This window comes from Photobacterium nomapromontoriensis, assembly GCF_050336815.1.
Classification (GTDB): Bacteria; Pseudomonadota; Gammaproteobacteria; order Enterobacterales; family Vibrionaceae; genus Photobacterium; species Photobacterium nomapromontoriensis.
The window spans coordinates 114,119-132,524 of record NZ_JAKJSL010000016.1; the positions used below are offsets into that span (position 1 = coordinate 114,119).

19 protein-coding genes and 1 riboswitch are annotated in these 18,406 nt (G+C 43.2%); of the genes, 15 read left to right on the forward strand and 4 right to left on the reverse strand.

Annotated elements, in window-relative coordinates:
- The first annotated feature begins 107 nt into the window (after positions 1-107).
- Genes L4D12_RS02470 through L4D12_RS02520 form a run of 11 tightly spaced genes read left to right on the forward strand, consistent with a single transcriptional unit; the run spans position 108 to position 9,787 of the window.
- Positions 108-1,055, forward strand: a complete 948-nt coding sequence (locus L4D12_RS02470; RefSeq protein WP_428446234.1) for a YbgA family protein — start codon at positions 108-110, stop codon at positions 1,053-1,055.
- 22 nt (positions 1,056-1,077) lie between these two features.
- Positions 1,078-1,887, forward strand: a complete 810-nt coding sequence (locus tag L4D12_RS02475) for a MerR family transcriptional regulator (RefSeq protein WP_428446235.1) — start codon at positions 1,078-1,080, stop codon at positions 1,885-1,887.
- A complete protein-coding gene (gene phrB, locus L4D12_RS02480; protein ID WP_428446236.1) occupies positions 1,874-3,355 on the forward strand; it encodes a deoxyribodipyrimidine photo-lyase in 1,482 nt (493 codons plus the stop codon). The genes L4D12_RS02475 and phrB overlap by 14 nt, the downstream gene beginning before the upstream one ends.
- A gap of 49 nt (positions 3,356-3,404) precedes the next feature.
- Positions 3,405-3,839, forward strand: a complete 435-nt coding sequence (locus tag L4D12_RS02485) for a nuclear transport factor 2 family protein (protein WP_428446237.1) — start codon at positions 3,405-3,407, stop codon at positions 3,837-3,839.
- A gap of 57 nt (positions 3,840-3,896) precedes the next feature.
- Complete coding sequence (locus L4D12_RS02490; RefSeq protein ID WP_428446238.1) at positions 3,897-4,640, forward strand: SDR family NAD(P)-dependent oxidoreductase; 744 nt, start codon at positions 3,897-3,899, stop codon at positions 4,638-4,640.
- 2 nt (positions 4,641-4,642) lie between these two features.
- The gene (locus tag L4D12_RS02495) at positions 4,643-5,983 is read left to right on the forward strand and encodes an NAD(P)/FAD-dependent oxidoreductase (RefSeq protein WP_428446239.1); all 1,341 of its coding nucleotides are present in this window, start codon (positions 4,643-4,645) and stop codon (positions 5,981-5,983) included.
- A gap of 53 nt (positions 5,984-6,036) precedes the next feature.
- Positions 6,037-6,810, forward strand: coding sequence for a DUF1365 domain-containing protein (locus tag L4D12_RS02500; protein ID WP_428446240.1), 774 nt, complete (start codon positions 6,037-6,039; stop codon positions 6,808-6,810).
- Positions 6,811-6,866: 56 nt separating this feature from the next.
- Positions 6,867-8,105, forward strand: a complete 1,239-nt coding sequence (locus L4D12_RS02505; protein ID WP_428446241.1) for a class I SAM-dependent methyltransferase — start codon at positions 6,867-6,869, stop codon at positions 8,103-8,105.
- Positions 8,106-8,149: 44 nt separating this feature from the next.
- Positions 8,150-8,698, forward strand: a complete 549-nt coding sequence (locus tag L4D12_RS02510) for a DUF2878 domain-containing protein (protein ID WP_428446242.1) — start codon at positions 8,150-8,152, stop codon at positions 8,696-8,698.
- On the forward strand, positions 8,676-9,197 hold the full coding sequence (locus L4D12_RS02515; protein WP_428446243.1) for a chalcone isomerase family protein: 522 nt from the start codon (positions 8,676-8,678) through the stop codon (positions 9,195-9,197). The genes L4D12_RS02510 and L4D12_RS02515 overlap by 23 nt, the downstream gene beginning before the upstream one ends.
- Before the next feature lie 38 nt (positions 9,198-9,235).
- Positions 9,236-9,787 (forward strand): DUF3833 domain-containing protein, encoded by a 552-nt coding sequence (locus tag L4D12_RS02520; RefSeq protein ID WP_428446366.1) that lies wholly within the window; start codon positions 9,236-9,238, stop codon positions 9,785-9,787.
- Between the two features lie 5 nt (positions 9,788-9,792).
- On the opposite strand, the gene L4D12_RS02525 is transcribed toward L4D12_RS02520, so the two are convergent.
- Complete coding sequence (locus L4D12_RS02525; protein WP_428446244.1) at positions 9,793-11,478, reverse strand: DUF2813 domain-containing protein; 1,686 nt, start codon at positions 11,476-11,478, stop codon at positions 9,793-9,795.
- Positions 11,479-11,699: 221 nt separating this feature from the next.
- On the opposite strand from L4D12_RS02525, the gene L4D12_RS02530 reads away from it, so the two are divergent.
- The gene (locus L4D12_RS02530; RefSeq protein ID WP_428446245.1) at positions 11,700-12,092 is read left to right on the forward strand and encodes a VOC family protein; all 393 of its coding nucleotides are present in this window, start codon (positions 11,700-11,702) and stop codon (positions 12,090-12,092) included.
- Between the two features lie 76 nt (positions 12,093-12,168).
- Here L4D12_RS02530 and L4D12_RS02535 read toward each other — a convergent pair whose 3' ends face one another.
- Positions 12,169-13,104, reverse strand: a complete 936-nt coding sequence (locus tag L4D12_RS02535) for a YeeE/YedE thiosulfate transporter family protein (protein WP_428446246.1) — start codon at positions 13,102-13,104, stop codon at positions 12,169-12,171.
- Positions 13,105-13,273: 169 nt separating this feature from the next.
- Between L4D12_RS02535 and L4D12_RS02540 the strand changes: the two genes are divergently transcribed.
- Positions 13,274-15,034, forward strand: coding sequence for a bifunctional metallophosphatase/5'-nucleotidase (locus L4D12_RS02540; protein ID WP_428446247.1), 1,761 nt, complete (start codon positions 13,274-13,276; stop codon positions 15,032-15,034).
- A 359-nt stretch (positions 15,035-15,393) separates the two neighbouring features.
- Here the strand turns inward: L4D12_RS02540 and ribB are convergent, their stop codons facing one another.
- On the reverse strand, positions 15,394-16,065 hold the full coding sequence (ribB, locus tag L4D12_RS02545; protein ID WP_428446248.1) for a 3,4-dihydroxy-2-butanone-4-phosphate synthase: 672 nt from the start codon (positions 16,063-16,065) through the stop codon (positions 15,394-15,396).
- Positions 16,066-16,183: 118 nt separating this feature from the next.
- Positions 16,184-16,356: riboswitch (FMN riboswitch) on the reverse strand.
- Between the two features lie 139 nt (positions 16,357-16,495).
- The gene (locus L4D12_RS02550) at positions 16,496-17,575 is read right to left on the reverse strand and encodes a hypothetical protein (RefSeq protein WP_428446249.1); all 1,080 of its coding nucleotides are present in this window, start codon (positions 17,573-17,575) and stop codon (positions 16,496-16,498) included.
- A gap of 119 nt (positions 17,576-17,694) precedes the next feature.
- Here L4D12_RS02550 and L4D12_RS02555 point away from each other — a divergent pair, with 119 nt between their 5' ends.
- Positions 17,695-17,886, forward strand: coding sequence for a hypothetical protein (locus tag L4D12_RS02555; RefSeq protein ID WP_428446250.1), 192 nt, complete (start codon positions 17,695-17,697; stop codon positions 17,884-17,886).
- Positions 17,887-18,061: 175 nt separating this feature from the next.
- A complete protein-coding gene (locus L4D12_RS02560) occupies positions 18,062-18,343 on the forward strand; it encodes an HlyU family transcriptional regulator (protein ID WP_428446251.1) in 282 nt (93 codons plus the stop codon).
- Positions 18,344-18,406 lie beyond the last annotated feature (63 nt).

Below are 18,406 nucleotides of genomic sequence, written 5' to 3' on the forward strand. Positions count from 1 at the left end.
TAACGCAGAAAGGGTACACAGAGTTATACAAAATTAACATTTGTACAACATCAAAACCTGCACTATTGTTACTTGTACAAGAAGATTGATTTGTACAAGGGTCTGTTATGACGATTACGGTAGGGATAAGTGCGTGTGTGTTGGGCGAGCAAGTTCGTTTTGATGGTGGGCATAAACAGAACCGCTTTGTAGTTGATGAATTATCGCAATATTTTACCTTTAAACCCGTCTGCCCTGAAGTAGGTATCGGGATGACAATCCCTCGCCCGGCAATCCGATTACTACAGTTGCCATCAGGTGCTGAAAGATTGGTGGATAGTAAGCAAGATGACCTCGACTATACCGATAAAATGAAAAAATTCGCTCATAAGCAGATCACCCAATTTGATAACTTGTGTGGTTATGTGGTTTGTGCTAAATCCCCCACTTGTGGGATGGAGAGAGTAAAATTATATCTATCCAACAACAACACTGTGCCAGGTGGCTCTGTAGGTGTGTACACCAAAGAACTCATGGCCAAAATGCCATGGTTACCTATCGAGGAAGATGGCCGTTTAAACGATCCGGTATTACGAGAGAACTTTGTCTTTCGCATCTTTGCGCTAAGTGACTTTTATCACTGTGTACGCGATAACTTGTCTGTCGATGCCTTTGTCAAATTCCACTCCCGTTACAAATTAGTGCTGATGGCTCATTCACCGCGAGCTTACAAAGCCATGGGGCCGATGGTGGCAGAAATTAAATCGTGGAATTTAGATGAATTTTACATCGAATATCGCCAGCAGTTTATGGATGCAATTAAAGAACGGGCAAGCCGCAAAAATAAAACCAATGTGTTGATGCACCTTCAAGGGTACTTTAAGCGGGCGTTAACCAAAGAGCAAAAGCAAGAACTGGCAGATTTGATCCTCAGTTATAAACAAGGCCATCAGCCCATATTGGCACCGATGGCGTTGATTAAGCACTATTTACGTGAGTACCCCGATCCCTATTTACAAATTCAGACCTTTATTGACCCGTATCCAGAGGAGCTAAAGCTACGCTATGGACTGTGATACAGAGAATAGGAGCCAAGGCTTGTACGCCATCAAAGATGTCTCTGACATCACTGGGGTGAATTCGGTCACGTTACGTGCATGGCAGCGACGCTATGGTTTAATTAACCCACAGCGGACCGAAAAGGGTCACCGGCTCTATAGTCAGCAGGATATTAACAAGATCAAGGAAATTCTGAGTTGGTTAGAAAAAGGCGTCGCGATTGGGAAAGTACGTCCCTTACTGGAAGGTAAAGCCGTCGAACCACTGGTTGATGAGCTGAATGGTGATCGTCGGCAAGCGGTAGAAAGTTTACTCACTGCACTGAATGCCATGGATGCGAAACTGCTTCATCAGCGATTGATATTATTGATGAAAGAGTACCCAGAGGATGTATTTGAAACCCAGATAGCAGACAAGCTCAACGGCATCATAGATTGCAGTGATAACCCATTGCTGAGTATTCAGTCTGCTCTGTGGCGAAATGTACTGAATGAATGTTGCATGGCCCTTGTTGCAGCAAGCCGTAAACGAAACAAGAAGCCATGCTTACTGTTGAGTTTTGACCCTCAGCCCAGTTACCGCGTATGGCTTAAAGCCAGTCAGCTTGCACATTTAGGTTACAGTGTGACGATGCTGACTGAGATAACAGGAAAGCTTATCCCGCTAATCTCGGTGATGAACGCATGGCCAGAGAAGGTTATTTATCTGGATGGGGACCACAAAATCGAACGTGCTGAATTGGTGCAATTAGACAACCTGTTAAGAGAAACAACCGGCATATTACATCTTTCAGGCAGTCTTGCTTCAATCCACCCTGAATTGCTGGAGTGGCAATATGAGCCTTCATGAACGCCGAGGATTGATCTGGTTTCGAACTGATTTACGGATTGTTGATAATACCGCACTGACACAAGCCCGCGCGAACAGCGACTCGTTACTGGCGATTTATATTTCAACGCCGATGCAATGGTATGAACACCATGTTGCGCCCATACAAATTGATCTGATACGCCGTCGATTAACTGTTTTGCGTGATCAACTCAGAGCAAAGGAAATCCCATTGATTGTGGTGGAAGTGGCTGACTATAGCCTCGTGCCTCAGGCGTTACTTAAAATCAGTGATCAGTGTCGGATTCACCATGTGTATTGCAATAAGCAGTATGAATGGAATGAAAGCCAGCGAGATGAACAGGCTGGTCAATTGCTGATGAATAACAAGATACGATTCAGTGCTTATGATGATCAATGTGTGATTGCCCCTGGTTCTGTGCTCACTCAGAAGGAAGCTCCGTTTAAGATCTTTACGCCATTTCGGCGGCAATGGTTAAAGTTGTATCGAGCGAACCGGCCTTCACCGCTTCCAGAGGTTGACGGCTATCAGCACAATGATACCTCTGTTCATCATACCGCGTATCGAATGGGGAGGAATATAGACCTGACTTATGCCTTACCTGATACTCGGTCGGGAAGTATGAACTGGCCTGTTGATGAAGAGGCAATCCGTCAGCGACTATTGATGTTCTGTCAGGAAAAGGCCATGGAATACCATCAATGCAGAGATCTGCCGGCGAAAGACGGCACAAGTTGCCTTTCCCCTTATTTAGCATTGGGTATGTTATCACCACGACAGTGTCTCTCAGCATTATTGAATGTGTATCCCGATGGATTGGATGAGCCTGAAAGCGGACCGTTTATCTGGCTCAATGAAATCGTTTGGCGCGAATTCTATCGTCATCTTATTGTGGCAGCGCCGAAGCTCAGCCGTGATCAACCCTTTCATTCATGGACAAAGTACGTTAACTGGCAGCATTCAGAGGCCTTATTAACCGCATGGCAACATGGAATAACAGGCTTTCCGATCGTCGATGCCGCGATGAGACAACTTAAGAAAACGGGTTGGATGCATAACCGCTTACGAATGATCACTGCCAGTTTTTTAACTAAAGATCTGCTTATTCATTGGCAAGTCGGTGAGCAATGGTTTATGCGGCATTTAATTGATGGTGATGTCGCTTCGAATAATGGTGGATGGCAATGGGCTGCATCTACCGGGACAGATGCGCAGCCTTATTTCCGGGTATTTAATCCAACAACCCAAGGCGAGCGATTTGATCCAAATGGGGTATTTATCCGGAAGTGGGTTGAAGAGCTGAAAGATGTACCAGACAGATATATTCATCAACCACATGCGTGGCCCAATGCCCATGGGTTGAATTATCCGACACCCATAGTTGACCACAAGACTGCGCGTGTTAGAGCCATAGCGGCATTTAAGGACGCAAAATCAATGCAGGATATTTTAAATATAGAGCGGTAAACACACAGTGCTGTCTCGTGCTTACATTTTGAATCTTGAGGTTTATTGTATGGTGGATAAAGACGCAACAGCCCTAATTGACAGGTTTGCCAGAGTATATTCTGACATGGATAAAGATAACGTCTCGGTCATTGCGGATATTTACCATGATGATGTGATTTTTGAAGACCCGGTGCACCGTATCGAAGGATTGAGCGCGCTAATGGCATATTTTGAACGACTATTTAAATCCGTTGATGAGTGTCAGTTTCAGATCCATGAAAGTATAAGCCGTGATGATGTTGCCTATCTGCAATGGACCATGCTGTTTTCGCACTCTAAGTTGTTTCATGGGAGGTTGCAGAAAGTCGTAGGCTGTTCACGAATTCAGTTTTCAGGTGAAAAGGTTATTCAGCATCGAGATTACTTTGATATGGGGCAAATGATCTATGAAGGTATCCCCTTCGTTGGTGCGCTGATCCGTAAATTAAAATCACAAGTGTAATGCTTACTCAGGTTATTGGTTACAGATGATTCGTTATAGGTGATGGGCGGTGACAATATGACAACGCATACAATGAATAATCAGGTGTTAATTACTGGAGCAAGTTCAGGCATCGGTGAGCAACTCGCAGTTGAATATGCCCATAGCGGTTGGAATGTGTATGCATGCGGACAAAATAAACACCGGCTGGATAGCTTATCTTCACGGCATGAAAATATCGTCAGTCTTTGTTTTAATATTGTTGATTTAAATGAAACACGATCAGCGTTAGAAGGGTTATGCCCCTTACCTGATCTTATCATTTTGAATGCTGGCACTTGCGAATATATTGAAAATGGCCAGATAGATGTAGCCTTGGTTAGACGCATCTATGAGGTTAATGTGTTTGGCTTGCTCAACAGTATTGAAGCGGTACAGGATCGTTTTACCGCAATGACGCATCTGGTTATTGTTGGTTCAACGGCCTCTTACGTACCGTTACCTCGGGCTGAAGCGTATGGCTCATCGAAAGCCGCTGTTGCTTATATTGCCAATACCTTGTCATTAGATCTTGCTGATAAAGGCGTGACGGTGTCACTCGTGAGTCCGGGTTTTGTAAAAACCCCATTGACTGATAAAAACGATTTTCCGATGCCGCAGCTTGTTACGACACAATTTGCTGCGGCGAAAATTATGAAGGGTATTGCACGTAAACAGAATGAAATTTATTTTCCGCTGACATTTAGCCTGCTTTTAAAAGCCATTGCATTGCTTCCCATAAACTTACAGATTGCCATTATCAAACGAATGATAAGGAGATAAGAATGAAAATTGCCATCATAGGAACCGGTATTTCAGGGCTAACATGTGCTTATCATTTACATCAAAATCATGACATCACGCTGTACGAAGCGAATGATTATGTTGGCGGCCATACGGCAACGGTAGATGTTGAGGTAAATAGTGGAAAGTATGCGATTGATACTGGCTTTATTGTGTTTAATGATCGTACTTATCCCCATTTTGAAAAGCTCATGGCAGACATAGGTATTTATGGTCAACCGACCGAGATGAGCTTCAGTGTACACAATGATGAGAATGGCCTTGAATATAATGGCAATACGTTAAGCTCAATGTTTTCACAGGTGAGGAATCTGTTAAACCCTCGATTTTATCGTTTTATTATGGACATTTTCCGTTTTAATCGGTTAGCAACTGACGTTGATCTGAATACAGAACAATCACGAACACTAGGCGAGTTTCTTGAGGCGAATGCTTTTAACCGTTATTTTTCTGAAAATTATATTCTCCCCATGGGCGCTGCGATTTGGTCTTCGACATTGTCTGATATGCGGGGATTTCCGCTGGCCTTTTTCATTCGGTTCTTTCGTCATCATGGGCTGCTTGATGTGTTTAATCGACCAAAATGGTATGTCATTCCGGGGGGATCTCGGGAATATGTGACTAGGCTAATTGAACCGTTTAAAGACAGTATTCGGTTATCAACACCGGTAAAGAGTATTAGACGCAGTCATGGCAAAGTGATAGTGACAGCGCAGGGTGTGTCTGAGATTTATGATCATGCGATCTTGGCCTGCCACAGTGATCAGGCATTAGCATTACTGGCAGACCCAACACTTGATGAAGCCGCCGTCCTTGGGGCAATGACTTATCAGAACAATGAAGTGGTACTCCATACGGATGAAGCAATGCTGCCCAGAGAAAAAAAGGCATGGGCAGCGTGGAATTACCATTTAGGAAAAGAGATTGATGGTCAGCGTGATCACAAACTGGCGAGTTTGACGTACAACATGAACATTTTGCAGGGTATTTCGTCCCCAGAAACTTTTTGTGTCACGTTAAATCAAACGGATCAGATTAATTCGCAAAAAATATTACGACGGTTTAATTATGATCACCCGGTTTTCACCACCAGTAGTCTGCTTGCGCAACAACAACGGCATCGGATCAATGGTAAGCCAAATACATGGTTTTGTGGGGCATATTGGTATAACGGTTTCCATGAAGACGGGGTTCGAAGTGGGTTAGATATTGTCGAGGCGATAGAGGGTATGGACGTTTCTGATGATTGTCACGATAGGCAAGAACACCCATTGGCTGAAGCCGTTGTTCAGGCGAAAAATGATCAGCAGCAATTGTTGTAAAGGCATGGTTTCAATGTAGTCAGTTCAAAAGTAGTGATCTTAAGGAATAATGTATGAATAGTGCGTTGTTTATCGGTACCGTACGACATCGACGCTTTATGCCCGTGGTTCATCGTTTCAGCTATCCGATGTTTATGCCGCTGATTGATCTTGATGAGGTGGAGCAGCTTGAAAGTACAGTGACAGGGTTTGGTCATCGCTGGTGGCACTTCGCCCGGCTTAATGCCTTGGACTACCTTCCCCATGAAATCATTAGGCCCACAGCTGCGGATGATTACCAGACCCTGAAGCATGCGGTGATCGCGAAATCGGCGTCACTGGGAAGTCAGGTTGTCGATGGGAGAGTGATGATGTTATGCCAGCTTCGCTATGCTGGTATCTACTTTAGCCCAATCAATCTTTATTACCTCTACGATAATACGGGGAGGTGGCAATCGGTACTCGTTGAAGTGAGTAATACCCCGTGGAATAAACGTCATTATTATTTACTCCCCGCTACCGAGTATTGGTCAAGCCCATATTGGCGTGAAGATAAACAGTTTCATGTTTCACCGTTTAATCCGATGACACAGTATTATAATTGGCGATTGAATGAGCCACACAAGCACGTGTTGGTCCACCTTGATATCCACGACAATAGTAATGATAAAAAAGTACTTGATGCCACTATGGGTATGAAGCGAATGCCTTTCTCATCGTTGGTTCTGTGGCGTTTGATTGCCGCTACGCCAATACAGACAATAAAAGTTGTTATCGGAATATATTGGCAAGCATTAAGGCTATGGTTAAAAAAATCACCTTTTTATGATTACCCACGCGCTGAATAAACAAAAAAAGGGTCCGTTTTACAGCCAGAAAGCAACGTTGAGATGAGGATTTTCTAATGATAAAAAGTGAAGTAAATAATAATGAACGCGCGCTGACTGTGTCTGATAACATAGCAAAAAAAGTGGTGTTCGACATTATTGGCCAGATGAATGATGTCGGCATCACTTTTTCAGAACATCATGGAGAAACTTACTATTTGGGTGATCATTCTGCAGAATGTCAGGCTCAGATTATTGTGCACAATAGTGGATTTTATAAACGTCTATTAGCGGGGGGAAGCATTGCCGCCGCAGAGGCATATATAGATGGCTGGTGGGACTCTCCTGATTTAACGCAAGTTATTAAAGTGATAGCTAGAAATTTAGCGATATTAGATAAAATAGAAGCCAAAGTTGGTTGGTTAACAACCATCAAAGAAAAATGGTTACACCGTTCACGACGTAATAATAAGGCGGCAGCTAAACAAAACATCATGGCTCATTATGATCTCGGTAATGATTTTTACCGTATCTTCTTAGATGTAAACATGCTGTATTCATCGGGTATTTATGATCAAGAGAGTTGTAACCTAGAAGATGCACAAATCAATAAGATGGATAGGCTTTGTCAGCAATTGAATTTACAGCCTAGTGATCACCTGCTTGAGATTGGTACGGGTTGGGGAGCTTTAGCCATTCATGCGGCGAAACATTATGGCTGTCGTGTCACGACAACGACAATTTCGGAAGCACAGTATCTGTGGGCGAAGACGCGAATTGAAGAAGAAGGGTTAAATCATCAAATCACATTACTATTAAATGATTATCGCGATCTTGATGGTGAATATGACAAGGTTGTTTCCGTTGAAATGATTGAAGCGGTGGGGAAAGAGTATTTAACAACGTATCTAAAAAAATGTCAGGCATTGCTTAAGCCTGATGGCTTAATGGCGATTCAAACGATCACTATCGCTGATCAGCGTTATGATAATTACAGTACAGGGGTCGATTTTATCCAAAAACATATTTTCCCTGGTGGCTTTTTACCATCCATTACCTTACTGACGACCCAGTTGACCGATCAGACTGATTTTATCATCCGCGATATAAAAGATATCGGAATGGACTACGCAAGAACATTGTCAGATTGGCATGCTCGTTTTAATAACAATATAGAACAACTGGTTCAGCAGGGGTTTGATGAACGGTTTATACGCATGTGGCGATATTACCTCTGTTACTGTGAAGGAGGATTTCGCGAGCGAAGCATCAGTACGGTTCAGATAGTTGTAAGCCGTAGCGGGTGGCGTGTATAGCAACGTGACTGACTTTAATGATTGACATGCAATGGGACGACATAATGAACTGGAAAGAAGCCGTGATTGTGGGTGCATTGTTCAATGTGTTTTGGTTTGTGTGTGTCATTGGCCAAAACAGTTATTTATGGCTTTCGGCTGTACTTATCGCCAATTGTTGGTGGTTCTATCGCGGGTCAATCATCGCAGGGATCGTCGTGGGTCTGCTTGGGATAACGATTGACAGTGTCTGGTATCATGCGGGTTTATTTGTGTTTCCCCCTGCAACAACGTTGCCGCAGGACGCACTAGATAACACCAATCTGATGATCCCTTATTGGCTGATGTTACTTTGGATAGGTTTTGGATCATTTGTTTGGGTTATGCGGCATACCGTACTGAGTTATCCCAAAATAATTGTGATTGCGTTTTTTACTCTCGGTGGCGCAATGAGTTATTTGGCAGGACGCCAATTAGAGGCAGTTCAATGGCCTTTTGGCGTGCCAATGACATTTTGTGTGCTGTTAGTGACATGGTCGCTACTTGGTACCATTTTGGTATGGCTGACAGCTTGTTTAAGTCGGAGGTTTTATGATTTACAACTACACCGGTAAATACGTGATGCTATGCCTATTCATGGTATCAATCATCTGTGTCTCTTCTATGGTGAGCGCCTCAATCCCTTGGCAGTCATGGCCAACGGTGGGGAGTGCAACATTAACTTGGGGGCCTTGGGTGATTTATGACTCTGAGCTACGAACACCTGACGGTGACTATACGGTAGGCCAACGTGAGGTCGCTCTGGTGATTAAGTATCGACGCAATATCGATAAAGAAGAACTTCTTGAAGCGACAGATGAACAATGGCAGCACTTAAATGTGAGTTCATTAAAGCGGCAACGTTGGCTACACGTGTTAGCCACGATTTGGCCAGATGTAAAAGATGGCGATAGGCTTATTTTTGTTTTAAATCAGAAGCGTGGTCGTTTTTACCAAGACAATAAAGTGATTGGCGCTATCCCTGAAAATGAAATGTCACAATATTTTCTCAATATCTGGCTTTCACCCAACACGGCCTACCCAAGAATGCGACAGCAGTTAATGGGTAATTAATTGTTAATAATATTGTCAGCTTAAGGTGTATCACCATGATGAAATCAGTTACGACATGTTTGCGTGACGTTAAGTTAGGTTTTATTTTTTTGTTTAGTCTTACGTTGGCTGGGTGTACAACGGCTATTGATGAGTATCAAGGCACACAACCTGATTTTGCCCTTTTTCAATATTTCAGTGGCAGCGTGAAAGCATGGGGAATGTTGCAAGATAGAAGTGGTAAGCAGACTCGACGTTTTGAAGTTAGAATTAAAGGCCGCGTTGTAGGGGAGGAATTGATTCTTGAGGAAGATTTTATTTTTGATGATGATGAAGAGCAACGGCGGGTATGGACTATTACTCAAAATCGCCACGGGCGTTATATCGGGAAAGCCGATGATGTTATTGGTGACGCGATAGGAGACGTTGCTGGTAACGCCTTAAATTGGCGGTATGTACTACGCGTGCCTGTTGATGGGACAACCTATGACATAAGCATTAACGATTGGATGTATCGTCAGAATGAGAAGCACCTATTTAATGTTGCCCAAATGAGTAAGTGGGGCGTTGATGTGGGAACGATCACTCTGTTCTTTGAGAAGCAAGAGTAAAGTCATTAACTCTGCCCTCGAGACATCGCGACAATACGCTTGAGGATCCAGCGTAATAACAGTGGAACACAGTCTATATTGTTTTCATCAATGTATTTTATCATCGCGAGAGCAACATCCGGCTTTGCACGATGTTTGAGTGCGCGCTGGATGATTTTCTTGGCTGATAAGGGTGAATTTTTTGGGGCGTGTGCTAATTCGCGGAATAAGGGTTCAAAACCATGATGAAAAAGGAAGTGTTCAATATCACGCTTAGGTAAAACGGTAAGCCGGTGACTTTCAGATTCAGTTCCCAATAAACGTCGTACAGTTTCCGCATATTTTTTACCTGCCATGTCACCGTCTGCAACCATGTGCCATTCAACCCCTAAGCTGCGTGCTATTTTGATCAATGGTCGTAAACCACTTTGGGCAAATTCAATAATTTGCACACCTTCGGCAGCGAGATTGTAGCCACAAATACGCGCTAACTCATTAAACAACCAAACCTCTGTTTCACCTTCAACGAGTAACCACGCACGGGAGAATAGCGCACTGGGGCGATGGACTCGTAAATGAAAGGTCACTCGGCGTTCTTCATCTAAACTGAGAATGTTGTTTTCAAGCGAAAACACTTGTGTTTTATCTGGTTTTCGAATGAGTTTGTTAATGCTATTTAAAGGCACAACGGAGCATAGATCAGGGCTGTTAGTTGTGAGAATTTTCTGCATTGGCATTTGAGTGATAAAAGTCCATGCCTGATGAAGAATTGTGGGATGTAATCGCGCTTCCGGATCTTCAAGAAGCAGGATTGGACGGGAAAGACGTTTTAGTTCAACAGGGCCCCGTGCGCGAATAAAAGCATTCAATAATCCCATGAGCACTAAGCGGCTTTGTTTGCTCACCTGAGGTTGAGTCAGTTGCTCCAGAGGGTTAACCATATATTGGGCACGTTCAGGGAGGTGGGCTCGATCAAACCCATGGCTTTGGTTATGTGGCGTAAATGCAAAGTAATGGTCAACCAAGATATGAAGTGCATTGATACTACTTCTAATTTCGCCCTGGCTAACATGGCCTGGACGAGTCATGAGCCTGCGGCAGGTATTATCTAGTCGCCGCTGGATCCGTTGACTCTCTGTCAGATGCTTATCCGCTGTATTATCACTGTTATTACCGTTTCCATTCCCGTTGCCATTCGATTTTTCTTCTCGAGGTCCTCTAAGTCGCCTAGCATCACGAATACGGACAATAGGATGAAGAATCATTAGCTGGTGAGCGAGCTTTTCACCGTCTTCGCAGTAGATAGGGATGCCATTGCCATCAAGAAACTGGCGAATCGTCGTGATTTTATCGTCCTTTATTGAACTGGTGATTTGATAATAGAGAATTTTATGTTGATGAAGAGTGTCAATCCAAAGAGGGCTAAATGATCGATAGCGCCGTGCTTTGTGCTCACCGGGATAATCTTCTTGCCAACGAAGAATTATCGAAAGGTGTTTCATCTTGGCATGACCAGCGCTGTAATCAATATGGAAGTCATCAAAGTTAAACGTATGAAACTTTGCATCTGGCGATAAGGCAATATCAAGTGCATCAAGTAACGATGACTTACCCCAAGCATTTTCACCAATTAGTACTGTGAGTTCGTTAAATGCAAGAGAGAGGCGCTTGATGCCTCTGAAGCCCGATATTTCAATTCGTTGTAACTGCATAACCACCTCAACGTGTCACATTTCCACTCATATTACTCATTAAGCCTATATTACAAGCGTTTTGATAGGCGATGTAGATGTCACATTATTGAAAACTATTGATTCAAATTGTCCTTGTAGTGCGCTTGTTGTGGCGAGTCTGAGTTGCTATAGTTCGCACCACTAAAATATAAGCATAACTGATTGATATCAAACTCGATCAAACATACTGGAGATGTTAGATGGCGAAATTTATTCACTCAATGGTTCGTGTCGTTGATCTTGAAAAGTCGTTGAAGTTTTACAAGGAAGCTCTTGATCTTGATATTGCTGAACGTCTGGATTTTGATGGCTTTAGCTTGGTCTACCTACGTAACGATGAAAACGACATGGAGTTGGAACTTACGTGGAACGAAGGTACAGAGGCATATACTCACGGAACGGGCTATGGTCACATTGCGGTTGCCGTTGAAGAGCTCGAGGTTGAACACGCTAAGCTAGCTGAACTTGGTTATGAACCCGCAGAGATCAAAGAGTTTTTCCGTGACGGTCAATTACTGGCGAAGTTCTTTTTTGTTCAAGATCCCGATGGATATAAAATTGAATTTTTACAGCGTCACGGTCGTTATCAATAATCGTGTGTCTTGTGCATCATGTGGGATTAGCTATAACAAAACCATGCCCAATTGGCGTGGTTTTTCTTTTTAGTGGTTAATCTGGCTTTCTCGTCTGAGATTGCAGCCGATGTAAGGCTTTACGTAGTGCTAAGCCTGTCGCAATACCAATAATGATAAAGAGTACAGAAACTGCACCACCGGGTGAGAAGGCAGGCAGGGCAATTAATAGTTGTGAATCATTTCCGCCTAATGCGAGCGATGCTCCAAGTCCCATAATGATGCCAGCACAGAGATGAGTCACCAGCTGTTTCAATCTGAATTTGTAGTGTTTGAACCCCATTTTTTGCTTAGCACCGTAACTCATACCAATAACGAGGCCAGCAATGATTAAGTACCGTTGCAAAGACGGCCAGCTTACATGTTGCTGGTGGAAGAGCTTACCTGAAATGTCTTTAAGTAACTGACTTGGCGACCAATCTGGCACTAAGTAGGTTAGCAGACTTGCACAGATGCCAAATAATAGAATCCCAAATAGCAAGGGGCGATGATCGCTTGTTACACGCCATATGGTGAGCAAAAATAGTAGCAATATGATGATAAATATAGGGTAAATGGGTTCGTGTAGCATTTCAATAGGTTCATAACTGAACGGTATGTTCATACTGGCCAAAATGCACCAACCGATAATCCATCCCACTATAGTCGCAAGCATATATATATGACCACGGGCGAGTTTAGAGATAGTTGAAATGGAACAACCTTTGTTGATCGCTGCACCTAAACCAAAGAGTAATCCGCCGAGCAAAAAATGCAGTGTGCCGTCATAGCGTTTGATTGATAAGCTCACTATGTCGCTACCAAGAAAAGGGATAATAAACCAAAACCAGAAACCACAGCAGAGTATGGTAAAAAGAAAGGCAGGGCGTTTGGCGGTGAGTTCCTGTACCGCTCGAACCATGCATAGACCTGTTCGCTGAGTAAGAAATCCCACGATGGTAGCGAGAAAAATCGGAAGTAAATAATTGATCATGAACGTCAACCTGACATATTGGTGTCATGTCTCTAACTATAATAGGGAAATGATGACCATCACGATGTACTGCAATCTAATGATCTGTCATGCAAGCAAAACCTGAGATTTATCTCATCTTGTTATATGATAGCGGCTTACAGAAACCCTTGGGGAGATCAATACGTTTATGTCACATCATCGCTCAGCGAAAATAACGATTGCCCATATTAACGACACGCATTCGCATTTTGAACCGTCATTAGTTTCATTGAAGCTTCCTAATGAAGTCCTTAGCTCTGAAATGTCGGTTTTTGCCAGTTGTGGGGGATTTTCGCGAGTTTCATCAGCTGTTAAAGATGTAAAAAGACAGGCTCATCTTAATGCACGTGAATTCATGTTTGTGCATGCGGGTGATTGTTTTCAAGGCACGTTATATTTTTCGCTCTATAAAGGTGTCGCCAATGCCGCGTTACTCAATGTGATTGGTATTGAAGCCATGGCATTAGGTAATCATGAACTTGACATGGGTAACCAAGCGGTTGCTGACTTTATGGATCTTGTAGATTTTCCACTACTTGTCGGTAACTGGGATTTATCACAGGAAAATCCTGCGAAACTGAATCCGATTGCACCAAAAGCAAATGTATTTGCTTATGACAGTGTGGATCAGCATGCGCGCTTTATCATTAAAGAGGTCGATGGGGGATCTATCGCCTTATTTGGTTTAGCCATTGAAAATATGTCAGGTATTGCTAATCCCGATCCTGATACGCATTTTTTAAATGTTCTCGATGTCGCTACAAAAACGGTTCAGGCAATTCAACAGCGTGGTATCAATAAAATCATCATCCTTAGCCACCTTGGTTATGACCGAGACTTAGAGCTTGCCGCGCAGATAGATGGCGTCGGGGCTATCATTGGTGGGCATACCCATACCATGCAGGGTGACTTTAGTAACATTGGTTACGGTATCACTGATGACTATGCGCAAATGGTGAATGGAACCTGCGTCGTGCAAGCTGGTTGTAACGCTCTAGCTTTAGGTCAACTTGAATTGGACTTTAACCCTGACGGTACACTTGCTCATGCTGGTGGTAAGAATCAGCTATTACTGGGACGCCAATTTACCTTGGATGCCAGCCGCAGTCAGCATCTTGATGAAACCAGTCATGAGGCCGTAAAACAGTACTTATTAGCACAGACGAATGTCAGGTTTTGCGTGAAAGACCCATTGGTTGAAAATCTGCTTAATGAGCACTACCGGCCTGCAGTGAGGCAGCTACAAACTCAACGTGTAGCAGAAGTCATGGAACCCCTTCGTCATGTCCGTATCCCTGATCAGCGAGGTGGCAGCCAAATCGCCCCATTAGTGGTGGATAGCTTTGTATGGCAAGGTCGTCAGTTGGGTCATGATGTTGATTTTGGAATTCATAATGCTGGTGGTGTTCGTTCATCATTGCATCAAGGTGATATAACAGCAGCGGATATAGCTGGTCGCTTATTGCCGTTTGCTATTGGGTTAATGGTATATGAAGTAAAAGGTAGGCAGATACGTGCTGCGCTAGAAGGTGCGATAGATAATGCTATTGATAATGGCGTAGAAGGCACAGGGAGTGGTAGTTTTCCTTACACATCGGATTTACGCTATACCTACCGTTGCTGTGCTACACAAGGTGAACGCATTCAAGATTTGATGGTGAAGCGTAATGACGCCTGGGTCGAGATTGATGATGATGAAATGTACAAATCTGTTTCGTCTGGTTATACCGCAATGGGTAAAGAAGGGTATGGTGCACTGCTTGTTGATATGAAAGAACCCACCCCATTGAATGTCACCATGGCAGATGCCTTTGAAAATTATGCTCGCGCACAAGGCCAACTCTCTGCGGCGAAAGAGTCATTGGTCAATTTCATACCATGTGAATATGAACAAGTGATCGTAGCGTAAAAAAATCAATGCGTTTGATACCAACAGATGCTTGTTTAAAAGTATCTGTTGTTTTTATTATCATGGACGATGTTGTCACTGTTTTCATCAAAAATGCCTAAAGAGCGTGGTGCGACTGTCGATACAAAGAGGTAGGCACTGGCATTTCTTTGAGGATAGGATGATGAGTGATTGGTATGATATCGCAATGGTGACAGGTTGGGTTTCTGCATGGGGGGCACTCATTTATTTTATGCCTACGATAGGGGTCTGAAGAGCAGCCGTTACTCGCAAGATAATTGCCTCTTTCCTTATCAACCATAGCAAAAATGCTGGTTTTAAAAAGAGGCAATAATAATTACTGGTTATACCAACAGTCTTTAAGCAATAGCAGACATGTCCTCGTTAGCAACTTCTGTTGCCAAACGATAAGCGGCTAGGTCTTCAATAGTCAGAACTGGCATGTTGTGCTGTTCACCAAATGCAATCACTTCTGGTAGGCGTGCCATCGTTCCATCAGGATTGGTTAGCTCGCAAAGTACACCGTAAGGTTTAAAACCCGATAAACGCATCAGATCAATCGTCGCTTCTGTGTGACCACGGCGGGCTAGTACGCCTTCAGGGTTTGCCTTAAGCGGAAAAACATGGCCTGGGTGGTTAAGATCAGACGGTTTAGCATCATCAGCAATTGCAGCTTTGATCGTTGTAACACGGTCGGCAGCAGAGACACCCGTTGTGACACCGTGTGCCGCTTCAATGGTAACGGTAAAACCAGTTTGGTTTGCGCTGGTATTATTTTCTACCATCATTGGTATTTCAAGCTGCTTAACGCGCTCATCTGTTAGACAAAGACAAACAATGCCTGAACATTCACGGATCATCAGCGCCATTTGTTCGGCTGTCAGTGTCTGTGCTGCAAAGATGATATCACCTTCGTTTTCGCGATCTTCATCATCAACAACGAGTACGCCACGGCCTTGACGAATTGCGTTTAGGCCTGCTTCAACACGCTCAAATGGGGTGCCATAAGGGGTAAGTAGAGACTGATTCATGGTAAGAAACTCCGTATTAATATAGTTACCAGAATCAGGGCATGGAAAGTCAGCAGAAAATGGTTACACTTATCCCATAGAACAAGAGGCCATTAAGAATGGCAAAGACATACTCCGCTGATATCCTCTTTCATCCGGACTCTAACCGTCGGCTCTGGAATCATACTGCATGATGCGAATACTGAACCAGATCTGCTGACCTTGCAATAATGACTCACTGCAAGCGCTCGCGGGCTTTCCCTGTAAGGGACTACCGCCGGTGGGGAATTTCACCCCGCCCTGAGAATTCCTCAGCAATATAGGGAAATTGGAGGAGTAGTGCAAGGTGAATGCTTTTTTGGGTTAAATTTCTTTGAAGTTAACACCTAATTGACGGTTTTATCGACAGTAAAAATCCGTGGTTTTACTGTTGCTTATTAATTAACCGCGCTCAGTTGGCTGGTTGCGGGATCAAGTGGCGATTAAGAAAACGAACCAGAATTGGTAATGCATAGCTCGGCAGTTGTAATGCGCCTAACAATAAAACAAAATCAGGCCCTAATGCGCTACCCGCAACGGTGAAAGTAAGCAAGACATTGCGATTAGCTGAAGTAATCGCAACTAAGAGTGCAGCATTGGATCCTTGCTTACGAAAAGAGATGAAACCTGCGAGGAAATATAGTACGCAAATTGTGGTAGCAATCAGAAGATAAGTGAGTGCCTTTTCTAGCGAGTCATTGAACAGTGTACGAAAAGGGCTAATTAAGCCGAATGGAAAAGCAAAGACAAGCACAATGGTTATTTGTGAGATTTTACTATGGATATGTTGCAATAAGTCATGTGGGGTATAATGGTAAACAAAGGCTGAAAATAGCATCGGGCAAACAATAAAGATAAGCAGTCGTTGCAGATAGAGGTCTAAATCAAGCGTAAAGCTCCCTTCTTGAAATATCATCAGGTTGATATAAAGACATATCGGCATTAATAACGTTGATGTGATTGTCATCGCCATTGCCTCTAATACATCGAGGCCAACAGAACGCGCTATTGCTGGGGTTGCAAATAAAGAGCCTGTAGCGGCTATACCCGAAATGGCGAGAAGTAAATCTCCAGATGCTCCCAAAAGGTATCCTAGCCCACAGCTTAAAACGGTCATCATCAATGTATGAAAAAGTCCGTATCGCCAGATTCGTTTTTTGCAGAGCAATCGAATTAATGTCTTTTGTTGTATGCCAAGCAGTGTGAATAGCATTAAAAAAAATAGAATGTACGGTAGATAGGGGAATATGGCTGTGGAAGCTTGAGGTGTTAAAAAACCACTGATGGCCGCTAGGATAAGTAATATTGAAGAATGTCTACTGAGAAATGCAAGCATAATAATGAACACACCACTTATTTGTTGCTGTATTGTTACCTGAAACCGATGCGATGTACAAGGTCGTTTTAATGTAATGATAAACAAAAGCATAACCGATTGATTATACACTAAATTCGTATGTGTGACTGGTGCCGCATCAATGGGTGGTAACATTGTGGTAACACATTAGAAAAGGTAATTTTGGTGCTGAAATATTGTCATTTTTGGCTGATAAGTGAACGGGTTAGAATGATCCCACTTTAGAATTAAATCAAATCAAACAAGAGGCAATCATGGCACAGGCAATGAATTTTGATACCATCGCAACGTCAACCGCTTTGGACAATAAAGCCTATGCGGTCAATGTTAAAGGACTGATTGCACACGCGCTTGATATCATTTTTGGTGATTCAAAATCATCCAAGCATTACAATATCTCAGATCTTCCCGCACATATTCAGAAAGACATTGGGATGTATCGTTAAGTACGGCCACTCAACCAGTACCCAACAAAGACGCTAGTTTAACTGGCGTCTTTTTGTTTCAGCTATCCATCATATTTTATACTCTCCGACACAAATTTAAATATTTTCACCTGAGTTTGATATCGTTTTATGAGATTATGGCAGGGTATAAATACGTGTCTTGGAGATGTTAACTGTGGGCTTTTTTTCAAAATTATTTGGATTGGAACAATCCAAGTCTCTAGCACTTGATGTTGAGCCAATTGAGTATGAAGGGTACTTGATATATCCCGAGCCAAAAGCAGAAGGCGGGCAGTACCGTATAGCGGGGAAGATCTGTAAACGTTATGGCGATGAATTGAAAACCCATTATTTTGTACGTTCTGACTTACTGTCTTCTAAGCAGGATGCGGAAAACTTCATGGTAAATAAAGCCAAGATGTTTATTGATCAAACAGGCGAGAGCATGTTTCGGTAAATTTGCCTGAAAATCTTGCTGCAGAGGTTTACCTGCGTGAGAACCGATGCTTATTTAACTACG